Below are 17,285 nucleotides of genomic sequence, written 5' to 3'. Positions count from 1 at the left end.
ATGGCCACCACTACCCGATTGCTCCGGTGCGCACCGGACGCAGTCTTCCGGGTGCTCGCCGACGGCTGGCTGTATCCCAGCTGGGTGGTCGGCGCCTCGCGCATCCGCTCTGTCGACGAGGCGTGGCCCGCCCCGGGGTCTCGAATCGCGCATTCGTTCGGCGTCTGGCCGGCGCTCCTCGACGACACGACGAGCATGACCGAATGGAACCCGCCCCGCCACGCGCGAATGCGGGCCAGGGGGTGGCCGATCGGTGAGGCCGACGTCGTGATCGACGTGAAGCCCCGCGGGGATGGATGCATTGTGAGGATCGTCGAGGATGCCGCCGAGGGCACGGGGCGCCTGATGCCGAAGCTGCTGCGCGACGTGCTGATCCACAGCCGCAACGTCGAGACACTGCGCCGGCTCGCCTACCTCGCCGAGGGTGGCGCTGGGCGCTAGTCAGATCAGGTCGCGCAGAAGCTTCTCGGGGCTGACACCGCGGGTCTTCGCCCGCGCCAGCAGCCGCGCATGCTCCTGTGTGCTGAGATGCACGGTCACGGAGGTTTCCGGCTCCGGCTCCGGCTCGGCCTCGAAAGAAAAGAGCTGCGGATGCGTGCTCGGCAACGACGCGACGTTGTTCGCGACATCCGCGGCGACGTCGGCGGCGACTTCGGCCATGATCGCGGCACCGTTGGGCCCCTCGCGGCGCGGTTCGCGCGGCGCATCGCCGGCACGCACCCAGCCGGGACCGGACGGAATTCGCGACCCACGCTGGAACGCCTCGGCAACGGCCCGCGCCCGGGAGTCGGCCGCCTCGTTGAGCGGATGATTCGCGTGGCCCTTGACCCACTCGAAGCGGTACTTGCGCCCCGCGATCGCCTCATCGATCTCCATGAGCAGCTCGAGGTTGAGGACGGGTTTGCCGTCGCCCTTGCGCCAGCCCTTCGCCTTCCACCCGCGCATCCACTTCGTCACCGAGTTGATCACGTATTGGCTGTCGCACAGCACGAGGAGTTCGTCGTCGAGGTGTGCTGTCGCGCGGAACAACTCGAGCACCGCCTTGAGCTCGCCCTGGTTGTTGGTGGCGTGCGGCCAGCCTCCGGCTCCCCAGCACGACTCGTCGACGTACCAGGACCAGCCGGCCGGACCGGGATTGCCGAGTGCGGAGCCGTCAGCGGCAGCGGTGATCACGAATAGGGCCTCTCGAAGACGGGACGCACCAAGTCTCCCACTAGGGCGGGGATAAGCTCGACGGATGAATAAAACCACCATCATCACGGTCATCGGAGTCATTGTCTCGATCGTCATCGCGTGGTGGGTCGTGGGGTTCGTCTTCAGCGCGCTCGCCTTCCTGATCAAGGTCATCGTGGTCCTGGTCGTTGCTGGGCTGGTCTTCGTCGGCCTCCGCTCGCTGCTCACCCGGTCCAGCCCGCGCGGATGAGGGACAGGCGTGCCTAGCATGGGTAACTCGCTCGCAGGGAGCAGACCGTGATGCAGTTCGGGATCTTCACTGTCGGAGACGTCACGCCCGACCCCACGACCGGCCTGGCCCCGAGCGAGAACGAGCGCATCAGGGCGATCCTCGCGATCGCGCGGAAGGCCGAAGAGGTCGGCCTCGATGTCTTCGCCCTCGGCGAGCACCACAATCCGCCGTTCATCCCCTCGTCACCGACGACGATTCTCGGCTACATCGCTGCGAAGACGGAGTCGATCATCCTGTCGACGGCGACGACCCTCATCACGACGAACGACCCGGTGAAGCTCGCGGAGGACTATGCGATGCTGCAGCACATCTCCGACGGTCGGGTCGACCTGATGATGGGGCGGGGCAACACGGCACCGGTCTACCCCTGGTTCGGCAAGGACATGCGCGAGGGAATCGCGCTCGCGGTCGAGAACTACGCCCTGCTGCACCGGCTGTGGCGCGAGGACGTCGTCGACTGGGAGGGTCGGTTCCGTACTCCGCTGAAGGGCTTCCAGTCCACGCCACGGCCGCTCGACGGCGTTCCCCCGTTCGTCTGGCACGGGTCGATCCGCAGCCCCGAGATCGCTGAGCAGGCCGCGTATTACGGCGATGGCTTCTTCGCGAACAACATCTTCTGGCCCAAAGAGCACTACATGAAGCTCATCGGCCTGTACCGGGAGCGCTACGAGCACTACGGCCACGGCCGGGCAGAGCAGGCAATCGTCGGCCTCGGCGGGCAAGTGTTCATGAACGCGGTCTCGCAGGATGCCGTGACGCAGTTTCGGCCGTACTTCGACAACGCCCCCGTCTACGGGCATGGGCCGACGCTCGAGGAGTTCACCGCGTCGACCCCACTCACGGTGGGCAGCCCGCAGCAGGTCATCGACAGGTACGCGGGCATGCGCGAGCATTTCGGCGATTACCAAAGGCAGCTGTTCCTCGTCGACCACGCCGGGCTTCCGCTCGGCACCGTGCTCGACCAGCTCGAGATTCTCGGCTCCGAGGTTGTACCGGTGCTGCGGGCGGAACTTTCGAAGAACCGGCCGGCCGACGTTCCGGATGCGCCAACCCACGCCTCGATGCTCGCCGCTCGCGAGCTGCGCGAGAGCCTCAGAACTTAGTCGGCTCCCGCCGGGCCGGGCGAGGTGTGGGCTGCGCGGGGTGGGCGCCTCTACGCGTCAGCGGAGGGCCGGCGGCGCAGCGTCCCCGCGGCGACGAGCCGCGCGGGCAGTACCCGCGAGAAGGCAACGATCAGCTTGTACCGGATAGTCGGCACTGTTACCGCCTTGCCCCTCGCCACGTCCCGCAGGGCGATCCTCACCACCCGCTCGGGTGAGAGCCAGAGCACCGCCGGAATCGTGTCCGTTCGCACATCCATCCGCTCGTGGAACTCGGTGCGCACGAATCCGGGAGCCACCGCGGTCACGGTGATGCCGCGTGCGCGGTAGTGAATGTTCGCCCAGCGGCTGAAGCTGATCAGCCAGGCCTTCGCGGCCCCGTAGCTCCCGCGCGGGGTGAAGCCGGCGACGCTCGCGATATTGATGATCGCGCCGGAGGAGCGCGGCAGCATCTGCTGGAGTGCCGCGTGCATGAGCCGCATCGGCACCGCGACGAGCAGATCGAGGTGCCCCGTCTCGGCCTGGGCCGTGTTCTCGTCGAACGGGAGCAGCAGCCCGAATCCGGCGTTGTTGACGAGCACGTCGATAGGGGAGTCGGATGCGCCCACGCGGGCCTCGACCGCGGCGAGGCCGTCGGCGGTCATCAGGTCGGCGGGGAGCACGTCGACCCGCACGCCGTGATCGGCCGCGAGAGTCCCCGCCACCTGCACGAGACGCTGCGTGGTTCGTGCGACGAGAACCAGGTCGTGCCCGCTGGCGGCAAGCTGCCGGGCGAACTCCGCCCCGATTCCCGCGGTCGCCCCGGTGACGAGCGCGATGGGCCCGGATGCGCCCGCCGGCTCGGCTAGCGGGCCCACTGCCAGATCGCGTGCGGCGGAATCGCGCGCTGCACCGCACTGTGCTCGAGCTGGCCGTCCTCGTCCATCTGCTGGCCCACGAGCGCCAGCTGGTTGTTGTGCTCCCAGACGAAGTCGGAGTGCCGCCGCGGCGTCGTTTTCATGACGACCTCGATGCCGAAGAACCCGTTCTCGTCCGGATGAGCATCCGGAAGCGCGATCGATGCGCTGGGGAAGCCGAAGGCATTGTTCCACGTGAGCGAGACCGGGCGATCGGTCACCCACCCGGTTCCGAGAATGGAGACGCGCGACGAGACCTCTTGCGGCGGCTCGGTATCGGGCGAGGGCTCGACCGACAGCATGATGCGCGTGACGGCGAGGGTCGTCGGCCAGGTGAAGTCCTTGTCGAGCCAGATCCTCTCAACTGCGCTCATCATCTCGTCGGGAAGTTGGCCTCCGCCGAAGCTGAGGTTCGCGGCGACCAGTTCCGCCGTGATCTCGAACGGCTCTGAGCTGATCCCAAGGTCACGCACTGGGGCGGAGAAGGTGCCTGAGGCCGGGGCATTGTCGCTGTGGTTCACGTCGGTCACTCCTGAGAAGCGGTGCTGGGCGGAGGCGCGATGGCCGCCGGTCACGACGGACTGCCGTTGTCGCCAGTTAACACCTCCCGATCGAGAATTGTCGAACCTGCCTCCGCTCGTCGTCGTACCCGTCGGGTCGTCGGGTGAGACGGCGCGGCGCTAGGTGACGAGGTCGCGGCGGCTGAACGCGGCGAGGCCGATGGCGAGGAACACGGCGGACAGGCCCAGGAGCAAGCCGAGCCCGCCCCAGTCGGCGCCCTCCGAGAGCGGGGAGTTGGCGTAGGCCCAGTGATAGGGCGACCAGGCGTGGAGCCAATCGACCGCCCCGCCCTGATTGGCGACCGCGTTGAGGGCGTACGCGACAACCGCGATTCCGGCTCCCGCTGCCGTCGCATATACCCGGCGGCCGGCCACACAGCCGACGGCGATCGCGAGGGATCCGGACAGGAACGTGAGCGCGAAGATCGCGGCGGCGGCGGCGAGAGCATTCTGCGGCTCGATCCCGAGCCCTGCGCCGTCGGTGAGGGCGATCACGATCAGGGCGCTCAGCAGTGCCAGCCAGCCGAGCCGGACCGCGAGCGCCGCGGTGCGCTCGAGCACAACCTGGGTGCGGCTGACGCCGTGGGCGAGAGTGAGTTCGAGCGAGCCGGTCTCCTCGTCGCCCGCGATCGCGGCCGTGCCCCACGCGGTCGCCGCGATAGTCAGCAGCATGAGCCCGATGAGGCCGTAGAAGGTCGACTGGGTGTAGCCGGCCCCAGTGGTGATCTGGTCGTAGCCGATCGCGTTGACGAGTTCCGGCGGGAGGCTGTCGAGCAATTCCTGAACGTCGGGGTTGCCGCCGAGTGAGGGGAACAGCGGCACGTACAGTGCGATGGCAGCGGTGACTCCGAGGCTCCAGCCGACGAGCGAGCGCCAGGAATCGCCGAGCGCGCGTCGGAAAAGAGGCAGTGCTTCACCGGACATCGTTCGGCTCTGTTCCGCCGGAGTGACGAGTCTCGGGTGAGCTGTACAGCCGCAGCACCGACTCCTCGAGATCGGGCTCCTCGACCGCGAGATCGCTCACCCTGAACACGCCGATCGCCTTGACGAACGGGTCGATTTCTCCCTCGACCCGCGCGGTGACTCGAACTCCGTCGCCGTCACCGACCGTCAGCTCGCTGAGGTGCGGCACCTCCTCGAGCACCCGGCGCACGGCATCCGGGGTCGACCCGGTGATCCCGACTCTGACCCGCCGCACGGCGGTCAGGCGAAGAGAGTCGACATCGCTGATCGTGACGATGCGCCCCTCGCGCAGGATCGCGACCGAGTCGGCGGCCTGCTGGATCTCGCTCAGCACGTGCGAGCTGAGGAAGACCGTCTGCCCGGTCTGCTTCGCCTCGCGCACCATCGCGAGGAACTCCTGCTGCACGAGCGGGTCGAGCCCGCTCGTCGGCTCGTCGAGCACGAGCAGGGCCGGCTCGTGCATGAACGCCTGCACGAGTCCGAGCTTCTGCTTGTTGCCCTTCGAGAGGGTGCGCACCTGCTTGCCGAGGTCGAGCCCGAGCCGTTCGGCGAGTGTGTCGATCGCGCGCGGAGCAACCGGGCCGCTGATGCGCGCGTAGTGCCGCAGCAGCTGGCGGCCGGTCACGCGGCCCTCGAGTCGCAGATCGCCCGGGACGAAGCCGATGTTGCGGCGTAGGCGCTGGGCGCCCTCGCGTGGCGAGCGGCCGAGCACTCGGGCACTGCCGGCGCTGGGTCGGATGATGTCGAGGAGCAGTCTCATCATGGTCGTCTTGCCGGCCCCGTTCGGTCCGATCACGCCGAAGACCGAGCCGGTGTCGACGTGCAGGGACACATCAGCCAGGGCGGTCACCCTCCCGTAGTGCTTGGTGAGACCGGAGGTCTCAATCGCGTGGTCCATCGGCGCCCTCCTGTGCGTTGTTCGTGCGTGATGGCGCTGACCTGCCCAGCGCCTGCCTGGCCGCCTCGAGTGTCGCCTCGCTGGCGTAGAGGCCGTGGGTGTACAGCTCGAGGGTGGGGATCGTCATGCGGCGGATTGCGCCCTCGCTCAGCCCCGGTTCCCCGAGCGCCCGCCCGATGTGGCGCTCGAAGACGAGGGGGACGAGCCCGTAGGTGGCGACGAGAACCGCCCTCATCCGCTGGTCGCTCGATTCGGTCATGATCCCAGCCGATTCGCCGTCGTCGAGCATCTTCTCGGTGCGTTCGACGAGGCTGTCGAACAGCCGGTCGCCGGCGGCAGAGCCGTCTGTGATCATGCGGGAGAGGTAGTCGAGGTCTGGCCGATAGCTGTCGACGTCGGCGAGCCAGCGCTGCATCGTGGCCGCCAGGTCCGAGCCGGCCAGGCTCTCTTTTCGGCCGAGCACCGCCTCGACGATGTGCTCGTCGCACGCGGCGCGTAGCTGCTCCTTCGAGCCGAAGTGGTGGATGACGAGGCCCGCGCTCACTCCTGCCGCCTGCGCGATCGCGCGCAGGCTTGTCGCGTCGTAGCCGCTGCGGCCGAACAGGAGAACAGCGGCATCGCGGATCCGGGCGCGGGTCGTGGAGTCGTCGGGGTGGATCGGTCGATCCCGGGTTGACCGCATGTTCAGCATGCTAAACGCTTGTTCAGGTCGCTGTCCAGCCCCCGGCTACGACGTTGTGCAGGCCCCGGACGAAACCGCGCTCTCGAGTGACGGGGCGAGCACGGCGACCGGCTCGACCTCGTCCATGGCCAGCGCGTAGCCGACTTTGTCGGTTGTGGCCGACTTGGCGAAGATTACGCCAGCAAGAACACCCGATTCGCTCAGGAGCGGGCCGCCCGATTCGCCCACCTGCACGTCGGAGGCGAGTGTGTAGACCTGCCGCGACGTCGGGTTGTTCCCGTAGATGTCGGCGACGTTCAGGGGCCCGACCGAGATCACCTCGGCAGCGTCCGAGTCGAACGGCCCGCCGAACGGATGACCGCTCGAGACCGCGGCTGTGCCCACGCCCAGGTTGGGGCCTCGCTCGAGCGGGGCGGCTGTGAGAGCATCGACCGCGATGACGGCGAGGTCGTCGATGGGGTCGAAGTAGACCACGCGTCCGGGCAGGGCGCCGAGGCCCGGCGCCTCGACGACGGGTACGGTGACCCCGGCGACGACGTGCGCGTTGGTCACGACCCGTCCCGGAGCGACGACGAAACCGCTGCCGGACTGGTTCTGGCCGCACGAGTAGGCATTGCCGGTGATCCGCACAACGGAGCGAGCTGCCTCCGTAAGCTCGGGGCTGTCGGTCGTGACATTCGGTATCTCGGGGGTCGGTCCCTGGAACGCCTCGACAATGCTCGGGATGCCCTCGTCGACCGCGATGGATCGCACCTCGGCGAGGAACCCCCGCACCTGGGTCGGAGTCAACGCGTCGATGGTGCGGATGACCGTTGACGAGGCGATCGCCGTTGTCAGCATCGGCACGCCGAGGGCGCCGATGGTGAAGGCGAGCATCGAGGCGATGAGCGCAGCGGCGACCGTCGTGAGCGCGGCCCCGAGGGCGCGATCCACTACCCGCAGCTTGATGCGATCCACTTGACGGCGCAGGGCGTACCCGACGGATGCGCCGAGTGACAGCCCGGCGAGGACGAGGACGATTGCGGCAGCGAGGGTGGCCGGCGTGCGCCATTCCGGTGACGGCACCCACGCACCGAGGAGCGGCACGACGAAGAACGCGGCGATTCCCCCGGCGACCATGCCAACGATTCCGCTGAGACTGCGAACGAGGCCGGAGCGGTAGCCGTAGACGAGGAAGACGAGCAGCAACAGCACAAGCAGCACGTCGAGAAGGGCCGGTACCGGCATGCGTGGTTCCTTGTCTGATCGGCGGCGCGCTCCGAATCGAACGAACCGTCACCCCCCTCGAGGTTACGTGCATCCGTTGGGAAGAGTTCACCGAATCGACACCGGGCCCCTTCCGATCTCGACGACTGTGACGTATCGTAAAAAAATATCCGCGGCTGTGAGTAGCCGGTCTTCTGCTTCCCTAGTCGGCCGAAAAACCACTTCTCACCGTCGTCACCGGTCGTTTTCCCGACGACTGCGTGGCATGTGGATGCCAGCGACGTCGCTGCGACCTGACCGCCGACGAACTGGCTTACCCTCCTGCCGTCGGCTGTCGCGTCGCACATTGGCGCCCGCGCGTCCGATCCGTCGCTGCTGGTAATTGCCCTGCATGATCAGCTCTTCACCCCGAAAGAGACGATATGACGACCCTGGACTCTCGCCCGCCCACCTACACCCCCGGCCAGCCGGGTCCCTTCGACACAGATGTGCTCACTGCGGAGGCCCCCGACCCGCCGGCCGACCCGGATGCCGCGTTCTCACGGCGGCTGGCCGCGGCCGAGGCCGCCCGGGCGCCCGCCCTTCAGCGCTCTACGCGAGCTCCGAGAAACCCCGGTGTCGGTGTGCGCACCCAGTCCCCGTCGCTGGTGATGCTCGTACTCATCGCGACTCTCGGGATTCTCGCCTACGCGAGCTTCCTGCTGAATCCCGAGAGCAGGGGGGACTGGCTTCCGTACACGATGGTGATCATTGCTGAGATGATCCTCATCGTGCAGGCGCTCCTGTCGATGTGGACGATCCTCTCCGGCACGCACGACCCGCGCGAGTTCGGTTTCCACCAGGCCAAGAGCGCGCTGTTCGACGAGGGTGCGGTCGGTTCGCCGAATGACCGGCTCTACCTCGACGGCCGCCCGATCTTCGTCGATGTCTTCATCACGACCTACGGCGAAGACATCGACGTGATCCGGCGCACCGTCGATGCAGCCCTCAGAATTCGCGGCGAACACACCACCTGGATTCTCGACGACGGCCATTCCGACGACGTGCGCGACCTCGCCAGTGAACTCGGAGCCCGCTACGTTCGGCGCCTCAGCTCCGGTGGGGCCAAGGCCGGGAACGTCAACCACGCCCTCTCGCTGAGCAGCGTCGACTACTTCGCAATCTTCGATGCCGACTTCGTGCCCTCCGAGGAGTTCCTCGTCGAGACGGTTCCGTTCTTCTCGGACGAGCATGTCGCGTTCGTGCAGACGCCCCAGACCTACGGCAACCTGCACAACGTGATCTCGCGCGGCGCCGGCTATATGCAGGCGGTCTTCTACCGGTTCATCCAGCCGGGGCGGAACCGCTTCAATGCCGCATTCTGCGTCGGCACCAATGTGGTTTTCCGGCGCACGGCGATCAACGATATCGGCGGTATCTACACCGACTCGAAGTCCGAGGACGTCTGGACGTCGCTCATGCTGCACGAGCGCGGTTGGCGCACGATCTTCATCCCTATGACGCTCGCTATCGGTGCTGCCCCCGACACCGTCGAGGCCTACACGAAGCAGCAGCTGCGTTGGGCGACCGGTGGGTTCGAGATCCTGCTCAGGCACAACCCGCTGAGCCCGAAACGCAAACTGACCCTCGACCAACGACTCCAGTACCTCGTGACGGCATCCTTCTACCTCACCGGGATCAGCCCGCTGCTCCTGTTGCTGGTGCCGCCGCTCGAAATCTTCTTTGACTTGCGTCCGGTCGACCTGCAGACCACGGTCCTCACCTGGGTGCTGTTCTACGCGGGCTTCTACTTGGTACAGATTCTGCTGGCGTTTTACACGATGGGTTCGTTCCGATGGGAGACGCTGATGCTCGCGGCGGCATCCTTCCCGATCTATGTCGCCGCGCTCGTGAACGTGCTCGTCGGAAAGGAGCAGCGCTGGAGTGCCACCGGCGACAAGTCGAAGGCCAGCTCTCCCTTCAACTTCATGATTCCCCAGGTTCTGTTCTTCGTGTTCCTGCTGCTCACCTCCGTCGTCGCCATCTGGCGCGATCTCGGAAACGGAGTCCCGACGCTCGCGATGGCGTGGAACGTCACGAACACCTTCATCCTCGGAAGCTTCGTCGTCGCCGCCATGCGCGAGTCGAGCAGGCAGCGGCAGAACAGCAAGGCCCGGCGCGTCACCGCAGAATCTCCCCGCACCGCTCGCTCTCCCCGAAAGGCGGCACTCACCTCATGACGTGGAAAAATCGCTTCAAACTCTTCTTCGGACTCATCGGAGTCGTCGTCATCGTCGCCGCCCTCACAGTGGTCTTTAACCAGCGCCAGGCGCAAGTGACGAGCGCCTCGGCCTCCATTGAAGCTGACCGCTACCCGGTTGGGACCGACTACGGAGGCACCCTGGTCAAACGGTTCGTCGACGACGGCGATGCTGTGGCGGCGGGCGACCGGCTCTTCATCGTGCAGAGTCCGTCGCTTCAGGCCGACCTCGCCGAGGGGCTCATCCAGCCCGACACCATCGCGTACACGGTCACGCCGGAGGGTATCGTCACCCTCACGGCGGCGGTCGACGGCACGGTGTCAGGGATTTCGACTGAGCGTGGCTCATTCGTACAGGCCGGCCAGGTGCTCGCCACTATCGACCAGGTCGGCTCTCTGTTCGTCGCCGCCGACTACGTGCTCTCGAGCCGGGACTACGCACGAATCGAGGATGGCGCGGTGGTCGAGATCGCGCTGCCGAACCAGGCGCTCGTCGACGGCGTCGTGACCTCGATCGAGGTGACGACGACGGCGGGGGAGGCCGAGACCTCCGTGCGAATTGACAGCGACGAACTCGAGGATGGCGCGTTCAACGATCTGATCTCCCGCGGTACCCCCGTCACGGCGAGACTCTCGCTGCGCGACGACGGGCCCCTCGCCGGCGTCGGCGACGGGCTCTTCGACTTCCTGCGCAGGATCGGGCTCTGACGTGTGTGCCCGGAGGTGTGCCCGGATGCTCTCGCCCGCCGCTGCGGCGCTCGCGCTGCTGCTCGCCGTGACCGGGTGCTCATTCGGTGGTGCGGATGACGAGCGCGGACCCGTGGGGGAGGGGGCGTCCGGCGGCGAGCTCTTCCCCGATTCCGCTGTCGCGCCCCTCGTCGCCGCCGTCCCGGAGCGGACTGTCGCGCAACTTCCCGAGGCGCGTCTGGCCGAGGGATTGCTCTCCCCGACCAACCGCTGGTTCTCGGGCCTCGTCTTCGGCGAGGACTCGATGCCGGTGTTTCCGCTCCCGCTGTCGTTCCAGCTGACCGGCGGCGGGTTCGAACTCGGCGTGCCGAACGTGACCACGGCACCCAAGGTGATCATGGGCGGGTTCGTCGGGCACGTTGGAGCAGACATCGGCGCGGACTCGCACCGGGTCACCGCCTACGACACCGCTTCAGTCACGATCTCGCAGTTTGACGGCGACACCGAACTGGGCACAACGGTGATCGCCCAGGGGTCGCCCTTTGTGCACTTCACGGCTTCGGAGGCGGTGGACGTTCAGCTGCGCACGGCGTTCACGCCGGATAGGTCCGAGGGGCTGTGGACCGCGGAGATCGACGGCACGACCTATGGCCTCGTCAGTGAGGGGTCGCTGTCCGACACGGGCACGACGCTGAAGCTCGACGGCGACCAGCACGCCAGCTGGTTCGCGGTCGCCGACGGCGCCGATCTCGCCGATTTCGCCGAGGCGGCGAGGCATCCGATCACCGGCACGAGCCTCGCCTACACCGTCGACGCCGAGCGCGTCACCACGAGCATCCGCTACGAGACGGAGGGCGACGGCGAGACCCTTTTCGCCGCCCTGCCGCACCAGCACGGCGCGCTCGTCGGCGGAAGCGACTGTGCGGAGGGAAGCTATCCCAGCGTCTACGGCGAGATGCGGTTGTGTGTTGGCGACACTCTCCAGTGGGCGGCGCCGCTGCTCGAGCCGTCTGGCCAGCTCGACCTCTCGGGGCTGGACGACGAGCGGCGAGCCGCGCTGGCCGATCAGGTCGCGGAGGATGTGGAGTCATCCCTACCGTTCGCCGAGGACACCTACTTCGGTGGCAAGTCGCTCTACCGTTCCGCGAACCTCATGAGCGTCGCTCGTCAGGTCGGCGCTGACGATGCGGCCGACGAGCTCAAAGACCGTCTCGTCACGCAGATCGGTGAGTGGATGGAGCCGGGCGGTTGCGAGGTGCGCGACGTGCAGTGCTTCGTCTACGACGCCGAGGGGAAGGGGATCGTCGGGCTCATGACGTCGTTCGGCTCCGAGGAGTTCAACGACCACCACTTTCACTACGGCTACTTTCTCTACGCAGCCGGTGTTGTCGCGGCTGACGACCCGCGCCTCGCCGAGGAGTGGGCTCCGGTGATGAACCTCCTCGCGGCGGACCTTGCTACGTCGGGCGAGAGCAGCTATTTCCCCGAGCTGCGGGTGTTCGACGCCTACGGAAGCCATTCCTGGGCGAGCGGCACCTCGCCATTCGGCGACGGCAACAACCAGGAATCAAGCTCCGAGGCGGTGACGGCCTGGAACGGCTTGGCCCTCTGGGCGACCGCGAGCGACCAGCCGGCCCTCCTCACGGCGGCGACCTGGATGCTGTCGGCCGAGGCGGACTCGGCGCGCGCCTACTGGACCGACTTCCCTCTCGACGACCCGCTCTACGAGGGGTTCGACCACACCATCACCTCCCTTGTCTGGGGCGGCAAGCGCGACTATGCCACCTGGTTCAGCGCCGAGCCGAGCGCGATGCTCGGCATCGTCGTGCTGCCCATCAGCCCGGTGTCCGGCTACCTCGGGGTCGACCCCGATCGGGTGCGCGCGAACCTCGAGGATTCCGCGCCCGACGGGTTCGACGTGCTGTTCGGCGACTACCTGCTCATGTACTCCGCTCTCGAGGGGCCGGATGCCGCGGCGGCGGCTCTCGACATCGCGCCGACGCTGAGCGACGAGCGGATCGACGACGGCAACAGTCGCGCCTACATGATGGCGTGGCTCATGGTGGAGGCTGTTCCGTAGAAAGGGGCGCCCGCAGGCGCGGCGGTCAGTAGGGGTAGCGCAGCACCGCGGCGACCGGGGATCCAGCCGGCATGTCGTCGGACCTCACTGCGCGCGCCGTTCCTCCAGCGCGAAGCACCCGCGCCGCGATCTCGTCGACGATGCCGTAGGTGTCGGCGGACGCGCCCTGTGCGACCTGGAGCGCGCCGGCCTCGTCGATCGATCCCTCGAGGGTGGAGTCCATGTCGAAGACCAGCTCGTCGATCGCGGCCGCCGTCGCAGCCCTGGCCACGTGACCGAGGTCGGCGGTGGCCTTGTCTCGCGACCGTTCGAGTTCGAAGTGCTCCCACCACGAGGTGAGGTCCGCGGCGTGAAGGTCATCCAGAATCGCGCGGGCGCGCTCAGTGAGATCGACAAGGCTGAGCGACTCCGGGTTCGCCCCGACGCCCTGTTCAGCGAGATGCCGGTAGTGGTTGACGGCGCGATAGGCCGGCTCGAGGTCGATGCTTGCGGCGAGGATTAGCGGAATCGTGCTGTCGCCGATCGCGTCGAGCACGGCATCCTGCGCGATACGGCAGTACTTGCGCTGCTCTGTCTTCTCTCCCCTGGCGCCCTGGGCGCGCGGCATTGGGGCGTCGTCCTCGCTTGTCGTGTACTCGAGCACGCTGTGCACATCATCCGGCAGCTGCAGTTCGAGGTGCCGCACCGGCTGGTTGCTCGTGAGGGCGTAGAGCTCAATCGTGCCCTCGGTGAGGGAGAGCACGAAGGCCTCGTGGCTGAACGACACGGCCCTCAGCAGCATGCCGATGTCGAATCGGTCGCCGACCGCGAGGTGGTTGCGCAGGTCGTTGACGAGTCGGAAGACCCTCAGGAACCCCGGCGCGGCGAAGATGGCGAAGCCGCGGGTCTGGTCGGTCCAGAACGCCGGATCATCGTCGAGGTCTTCGAGCGGTCCGATGATCTCGCGCAGCTGCTCGGGATCCATCCCCTTCTCCTTCAGCTCTCGCTCCGCGTGCGCGACGGCTCCCTTGAGCGCAATCCTCGATTCGTCGCTTTCCCTCGGTATCGGTGACGAGCGAAGGTAGATCGAGATGCACGCCTCGTCGCGGTGACTGGTGAGTTCGCGGAGATCGGTTTGGGTGGGCAGTACCGGTTGCATTGACGTGGCTCCTTAGTTCTGCGGCGGCGACGGGTCACTTCGAGGGTACGCCGAGCCGTGAGTGGCCGAAAGGGTCCGACGACCCGCGGGAAGCCAGCCGGGGTGTGAGCTGTGGGGCGTCAGCCGCCGCTTGCTGCCTGTTCGCGTCGTCGTCGCCGTTCCTCGTCAGCCGCCGCGGCTTCCTCGGGCGTCGGAGCGGTTCCGCCGAGGTGACGCGGATGCCACCACTGGTCGCTACCGTCGACCGGATATCCCGTCTGGAGCTGATCGACCAAACCCTGAAGCTCGTCACGCAGTGCGTTGGTGCGCTTACGCACGTCGTCGCTCGCTGAGGCAGTCATCGGAGGACCGAAGGCGTAGGTCACGAGAACACCGAAGCGCTCGCGAAACCCAACCTTGTGGTTCTTGGTGAGCAAGCGGTGGCCGCCCCAGATCGCGACGGGGATGATCGGCACTCCAGCCTCTGCCGCGAGGCGCACCGCACCCGTCTTGAGCTCGCGCACCGTGAACGAGGAGTTGACGCCGGCCTCGGGGAAGACCCCGATGAGTTCGCCATTGCGCAGGGCGGTGACAGCCTCGGCGTACGCCGAGGCGCCGGCCGTCATGTCCACCGAGATGTGGCGCATTCCTCGCAGTACGGAGCCCAGCACGGGCTTGTCGAAGACCGCTCGCTTGGCCATGAAGCGGATGCGGCGCTTGTTGTGCATCCAGGTCGCCCACTCGACGAGGGCGAATTCGAGGTAGCCGAAGTGGGTCATCGCGATGACCGCTCCCCCCGAGTCCGGGAGGTTCGCGAGTCCCGTCGCCGAGCGCCGAAGGCGCCAGAATCCGAACAGAGCGCGCCCGAGGACGATGGCGGTGTCGTAGATGGCTTCGGGTGGGCGACGTCTCACCTGCCCATCGTAGAACCGGTTGCTGAGCCTCGGGCCGTAAGGCTCTAGCCGCGCGGGTTGCGGCGCAAATATGGTCAACTGAGTTGAACTATTCCCATCTATCGAAAAGGAACTCCATGAAGGCGCTCGTCTACAAAGGTCCAGGCCAGAAATCATGGGAAGAGGTTCCCAACCCGACGATCCTGCAGCCGACGGACGTCATCGTGAAGATCGACACGACGACCATCTGTGGCACCGACCTGCACATCCTCAAGGGGGATGTTCCGGCTGTCGAGGTGGGCCGGATCCTCGGCCACGAGGGCGTGGGCACCATCACCGAACTCGGGGCCGCCGTCACGAGCCTCAAGGTGGGCGACCAGGTCATCCTCTCCTGCGTCTCCGCCTGCGGACACTGCAGCTACTGCAAGATGGGGGTCTACTCGCACTGCCTCGCCGACGAGGGGGCATCCGGCATCGGCTGGATCTTCGGCCATCTCATCGACGGTACGCAGGCCGAATTCGTGCGCGTTCCCTTCGCCGAGACGTCGGTCTACCCGCTTCCCGAGAACGTCACCCCCCAGCAGGGAACGGTGCTCTCGGACATCCTGCCGACCGGGCACGAGATCGGCGTGAAATACGGCAGGGTCAAGGCCGGCGACGTTGTCGCGGTCGTCGGCGCTGGCCCGGTCGGGCTCGCTGCGATCGCCACTGCCGGTCTCTACGGCCCCTCGCGGATCATCGCAATCGACCTCGACGCCAACCGGGTCGAGCAGGCGAGGAAGTTCGGTGCCACCGACACGGTCGTCTCGAGTGACGCCGACTGGAAGGACCAGGTATTCGCGATGACCGACGGACTCGGGGTCGACGTCGCGATCGAGGCCGTCGGTATTCCGCAGACCTTCACCATGTGCCTCGATATCGTGCGTCCGGCCGGCGCCGTGGCGAACGTCGGGGTGCACGGCAAGTCGGTCGACTTCCCGCTGCAGGACCTGTGGATCTCGAACATCAACATCAGCATGGGCCTCGTCAACACCGACACGCTCGATATTCTGCTGAAGCTCGTCGCGCAGAAGAAGATCGTGGCCGAGAACTTCGTGAGCCACACCTTCGAACTCGGGGACATCATCGAGGCCTACGACGTGTTCGGGCGCGCCGCGGAGACGAAGGCGTTGAAGGTCATTCTCAATGCGTGAGTGACTCCCCGTTCGGGGGCTAATCCGCCGAGATAATCTCGCATACTCTATCCCCGGGCAAATCACAGCCCGGGGACGTGGACGGCGGGGACACACTATGGGCGAAACACGCGGCCGGATTCTCCGGCGGTGCGCAGTGACCCGCCCATGAGGGAGCGAATCCCTTCGTACACGCTCACGCGCGAATTCGTACGGCGGCAGTCCGCGGCGGGTGATCGGGGCGCTGCGGCACGGGTTTTCGGCCAGTCCCCCCTGAATCCGGATGTGCGCAGCTGGTATCGCGGTGGTCTGGGCGAGATGGAGGTGGTTGGAGAGTTCGGCATGCTGGGCGCCGCCTGGACGGTGCTTCACGCCGTTCCGCTCAGTTCGAGCACGAGCGAAGTCGACCACCTGGCAATCGGTCCCGGAGGCATTTACGCGATCACGACGAGGAACCTGAGCGGGCAGCGAGTGCACGTGCTCGGAGGCACGCTGCGCGTGGATGGCAGCCCCACCGACCATATTCGCGTCGCGCGTGACGAGGCGGAGCGTGCTGCCGCGTCGCTGGGCAAGGCGCTCGGGGAAGTCGTCGAGGTGCGCCCGGTCATAGTCGTCATCGATCCCGCGTCGACCTCTCGTCGCCCCTCGTCGGTGGCAGTGCTCGAGTCGGGCGAGGTGTCCTCCTGGCTCCTCGGCCGGCCGATGGTTCACTCGGACGCTGCCGTCGCGCGTATCGCCGCCGCTGCGGGGAGCCGCGCGACCTGGCGCGATTGCCCACTCGTCGACGAGCAGGCCGAGAGCCCCGAGTCCGACTTCACGCTGCTTCGCTCGGAGGTCGATGCAGCTCGGTCCCGCGCGCGAGGCTGGATTGTGCTCGCCCTGGTCGCGGTACTCGGCGCGCTCGGTGTCGCTGGTGCGGCGATTCTGGACGCGTTGTCCCTGAGGTAGTCGCGCGGGATCAGCCGGCGGACGTGCTCATCGAGATCGCAACCACGGCGGCGAGTGCTCCGAGGGTGACTCCCGCGATCGCGAAGCCGGGCCGGGTGGTTTTGAGCTTCATCGCGGTGATGCCCGCAGCGAGCGCAAGGACAGCGGGCACGAGCCCCCCGAGGCTGATCGTCGGGATGGCGGACTTGGCGGCAGCGACAATTCCGAGCAGGGCCGCGGCGAAGGAGAGGAACTCGGGCGTCATCCGGAGCACGGGTCGACGGTGCGGCGTCGGGGTGATGATCGGATGCTCCTGGGTGTGCTCTGCCACGAATCTCTCCCGAACGCGCTGGCGGGGTCTGGGCCAGCATTCGTCACGCTAGTCCCATGTCGAGCATTA

General features: G+C 67.1%; 18 protein-coding genes. 8 read left to right on the top strand and 10 right to left on the bottom strand.

Annotated features, from left to right (window positions below; all coding sequences use genetic code 11):
- Positions 1 to 441, top strand: coding sequence for an SRPBCC family protein (locus BHD05_RS13570; RefSeq protein WP_161886898.1), 441 nt, complete (start codon positions 1 to 3; stop codon positions 439 to 441).
- Here the strand turns inward: BHD05_RS13570 and BHD05_RS13565 are convergent, their stop codons facing one another.
- The gene (locus BHD05_RS13565) at positions 442 to 1,173 is read right to left on the bottom strand and encodes an RNase H family protein (RefSeq protein WP_236966553.1); all 732 of its coding nucleotides are present in this window, start codon (positions 1,171 to 1,173) and stop codon (positions 442 to 444) included.
- Positions 1,174 to 1,237: 64 nt separating this feature from the next.
- Between BHD05_RS13565 and BHD05_RS13560 the strand changes: the two genes are divergently transcribed.
- Complete coding sequence (locus tag BHD05_RS13560; protein WP_161886897.1) at positions 1,238 to 1,423, top strand: hypothetical protein; 186 nt, start codon at positions 1,238 to 1,240, stop codon at positions 1,421 to 1,423.
- Between the two features lie 50 nt (positions 1,424 to 1,473).
- The gene (locus tag BHD05_RS13555; protein WP_161887556.1) at positions 1,474 to 2,568 is read left to right on the top strand and encodes an LLM class flavin-dependent oxidoreductase; all 1,095 of its coding nucleotides are present in this window, start codon (positions 1,474 to 1,476) and stop codon (positions 2,566 to 2,568) included.
- Between the two features lie 50 nt (positions 2,569 to 2,618).
- Here the strand turns inward: BHD05_RS13555 and BHD05_RS13550 are convergent, their stop codons facing one another.
- The 6 genes from BHD05_RS13550 to BHD05_RS13525 all read right to left on the bottom strand — a co-directional run bounded on the left by BHD05_RS13550 (position 2,619) and on the right by BHD05_RS13525 (position 7,791).
- Positions 2,619 to 3,422, bottom strand: a complete 804-nt coding sequence (locus BHD05_RS13550) for an SDR family NAD(P)-dependent oxidoreductase (RefSeq protein ID WP_236966552.1) — start codon at positions 3,420 to 3,422, stop codon at positions 2,619 to 2,621.
- Positions 3,410 to 3,982, bottom strand: a complete 573-nt coding sequence (locus tag BHD05_RS13545) for a hypothetical protein (RefSeq protein WP_161886896.1) — start codon at positions 3,980 to 3,982, stop codon at positions 3,410 to 3,412. Before BHD05_RS13545 ends, BHD05_RS13550 begins: the two co-directional genes overlap by 13 nt.
- 159 nt (positions 3,983 to 4,141) lie before the next feature.
- A complete protein-coding gene (locus tag BHD05_RS13540; protein ID WP_161886895.1) occupies positions 4,142 to 4,945 on the bottom strand; it encodes an ABC transporter permease subunit in 804 nt (267 codons plus the stop codon).
- Positions 4,935 to 5,882, bottom strand: a complete 948-nt coding sequence (locus BHD05_RS13535) for an ABC transporter ATP-binding protein (protein ID WP_161886894.1) — start codon at positions 5,880 to 5,882, stop codon at positions 4,935 to 4,937. The genes BHD05_RS13540 and BHD05_RS13535 overlap by 11 nt, the downstream gene beginning before the upstream one ends.
- Positions 5,866 to 6,564 carry a TetR/AcrR family transcriptional regulator gene (locus BHD05_RS13530; protein WP_161886893.1) on the bottom strand — a complete coding sequence of 233 codons (699 nt, stop codon included), beginning with the start codon at positions 6,562 to 6,564 and terminating at the stop codon, positions 5,866 to 5,868. The genes BHD05_RS13535 and BHD05_RS13530 overlap by 17 nt, the downstream gene beginning before the upstream one ends.
- A gap of 45 nt (positions 6,565 to 6,609) precedes the next feature.
- Positions 6,610 to 7,791 (bottom strand): MarP family serine protease, encoded by a 1,182-nt coding sequence (locus tag BHD05_RS13525; RefSeq protein ID WP_161886892.1) that lies wholly within the window; start codon positions 7,789 to 7,791, stop codon positions 6,610 to 6,612.
- A gap of 401 nt (positions 7,792 to 8,192) precedes the next feature.
- Between BHD05_RS13525 and BHD05_RS13520 the strand changes: the two genes are divergently transcribed.
- The 3 genes from BHD05_RS13520 to BHD05_RS13510 are packed head-to-tail and all read left to right on the top strand — an operon-like array spanning position 8,193 to position 12,776.
- Entirely contained in the window at positions 8,193 to 9,989 is a 1,797-nt protein-coding gene (locus BHD05_RS13520; RefSeq protein WP_161886891.1) for a glycosyltransferase family 2 protein, read from the top strand.
- Complete coding sequence (locus BHD05_RS13515) at positions 9,986 to 10,717, top strand: efflux RND transporter periplasmic adaptor subunit (protein ID WP_161886890.1); 732 nt, start codon at positions 9,986 to 9,988, stop codon at positions 10,715 to 10,717. The genes BHD05_RS13520 and BHD05_RS13515 overlap by 4 nt, the downstream gene beginning before the upstream one ends.
- Before the next feature lie 25 nt (positions 10,718 to 10,742).
- Positions 10,743 to 12,776: a glycosyl hydrolase gene (locus BHD05_RS13510; protein WP_161886889.1), complete on the top strand. Its 2,034-nt coding sequence runs from the start codon at positions 10,743 to 10,745 to the stop codon at positions 12,774 to 12,776.
- A 25-nt stretch (positions 12,777 to 12,801) separates the two neighbouring features.
- Here BHD05_RS13510 and BHD05_RS13505 read toward each other — a convergent pair whose 3' ends face one another.
- On the bottom strand, positions 12,802 to 13,914 hold the full coding sequence (locus tag BHD05_RS13505) for a baeRF11 domain-containing protein (RefSeq protein ID WP_161886888.1): 1,113 nt from the start codon (positions 13,912 to 13,914) through the stop codon (positions 12,802 to 12,804).
- A 119-nt stretch (positions 13,915 to 14,033) separates the two neighbouring features.
- Positions 14,034 to 14,807 carry a lysophospholipid acyltransferase family protein gene (locus BHD05_RS13500; RefSeq protein WP_236966551.1) on the bottom strand — a complete coding sequence of 258 codons (774 nt, stop codon included), beginning with the start codon at positions 14,805 to 14,807 and terminating at the stop codon, positions 14,034 to 14,036.
- Positions 14,808 to 14,923: 116 nt separating this feature from the next.
- On the opposite strand from BHD05_RS13500, the gene BHD05_RS13495 reads away from it, so the two are divergent.
- Both BHD05_RS13495 and BHD05_RS13490 read left to right on the top strand, forming a co-directional pair.
- Entirely contained in the window at positions 14,924 to 15,979 is a 1,056-nt protein-coding gene (locus BHD05_RS13495) for a zinc-dependent alcohol dehydrogenase family protein (RefSeq protein WP_161886886.1), read from the top strand.
- Positions 15,980 to 16,126: 147 nt separating this feature from the next.
- Positions 16,127 to 16,906 (top strand): nuclease-related domain-containing protein, encoded by a 780-nt coding sequence (locus BHD05_RS13490; RefSeq protein ID WP_161886885.1) that lies wholly within the window; start codon positions 16,127 to 16,129, stop codon positions 16,904 to 16,906.
- A 10-nt stretch (positions 16,907 to 16,916) separates the two neighbouring features.
- Here BHD05_RS13490 and BHD05_RS13485 read toward each other — a convergent pair whose 3' ends face one another.
- A complete protein-coding gene (locus tag BHD05_RS13485; RefSeq protein WP_161886884.1) occupies positions 16,917 to 17,216 on the bottom strand; it encodes a hypothetical protein in 300 nt (99 codons plus the stop codon).
- Positions 17,217 to 17,285: the final 69 nt, after the last annotated feature.

This window comes from Marisediminicola antarctica, assembly GCF_009930795.1.
GTDB lineage: Bacteria > Actinomycetota > Actinomycetes > Actinomycetales > Microbacteriaceae > Marisediminicola > Marisediminicola antarctica.
This window is presented reverse-complemented; position numbering and strand designations above follow the sequence as displayed.

Excerpts from the sequence above, each read along its gene's own strand:
- BHD05_RS13570 (WP_161886898.1), top strand. The coding sequence starts at position 1 with ATGGCCACCACTACCCGATTGCTCCGGTGCGCACCGGACGCAGTCTTC.
- BHD05_RS13540 (WP_161886895.1), bottom strand. The coding sequence starts at position 4,945 with ATGTCCGGTGAAGCACTGCCTCTTTTCCGACGCGCGCTCGGCGATTCC.
- BHD05_RS13530 (WP_161886893.1), bottom strand. The coding sequence starts at position 6,564 with ATGCGGTCAACCCGGGATCGACCGATCCACCCCGACGACTCCACGACC.
- BHD05_RS13515 (WP_161886890.1), top strand. The coding sequence starts at position 9,986 with ATGACGTGGAAAAATCGCTTCAAACTCTTCTTCGGACTCATCGGAGTC.
- BHD05_RS13560 (WP_161886897.1), top strand. The coding sequence starts at position 1,238 with ATGAATAAAACCACCATCATCACGGTCATCGGAGTCATTGTCTCGATC.
- BHD05_RS13555 (WP_161887556.1), top strand. The coding sequence starts at position 1,474 with ATGCAGTTCGGGATCTTCACTGTCGGAGACGTCACGCCCGACCCCACG.
- BHD05_RS13505 (WP_161886888.1), bottom strand. The coding sequence starts at position 13,914 with ATGCAACCGGTACTGCCCACCCAAACCGATCTCCGCGAACTCACCAGT.
- BHD05_RS13535 (WP_161886894.1), bottom strand. The coding sequence starts at position 5,882 with ATGGACCACGCGATTGAGACCTCCGGTCTCACCAAGCACTACGGGAGG.
- BHD05_RS13510 (WP_161886889.1), top strand. The coding sequence starts at position 10,743 with ATGCTCTCGCCCGCCGCTGCGGCGCTCGCGCTGCTGCTCGCCGTGACC.
- BHD05_RS13520 (WP_161886891.1), top strand. The coding sequence starts at position 8,193 with ATGACGACCCTGGACTCTCGCCCGCCCACCTACACCCCCGGCCAGCCG.
- BHD05_RS13525 (WP_161886892.1), bottom strand. The coding sequence starts at position 7,791 with ATGCCGGTACCGGCCCTTCTCGACGTGCTGCTTGTGCTGTTGCTGCTC.
- BHD05_RS13495 (WP_161886886.1), top strand. The coding sequence starts at position 14,924 with ATGAAGGCGCTCGTCTACAAAGGTCCAGGCCAGAAATCATGGGAAGAG.
- BHD05_RS13490 (WP_161886885.1), top strand. The coding sequence starts at position 16,127 with ATGAGGGAGCGAATCCCTTCGTACACGCTCACGCGCGAATTCGTACGG.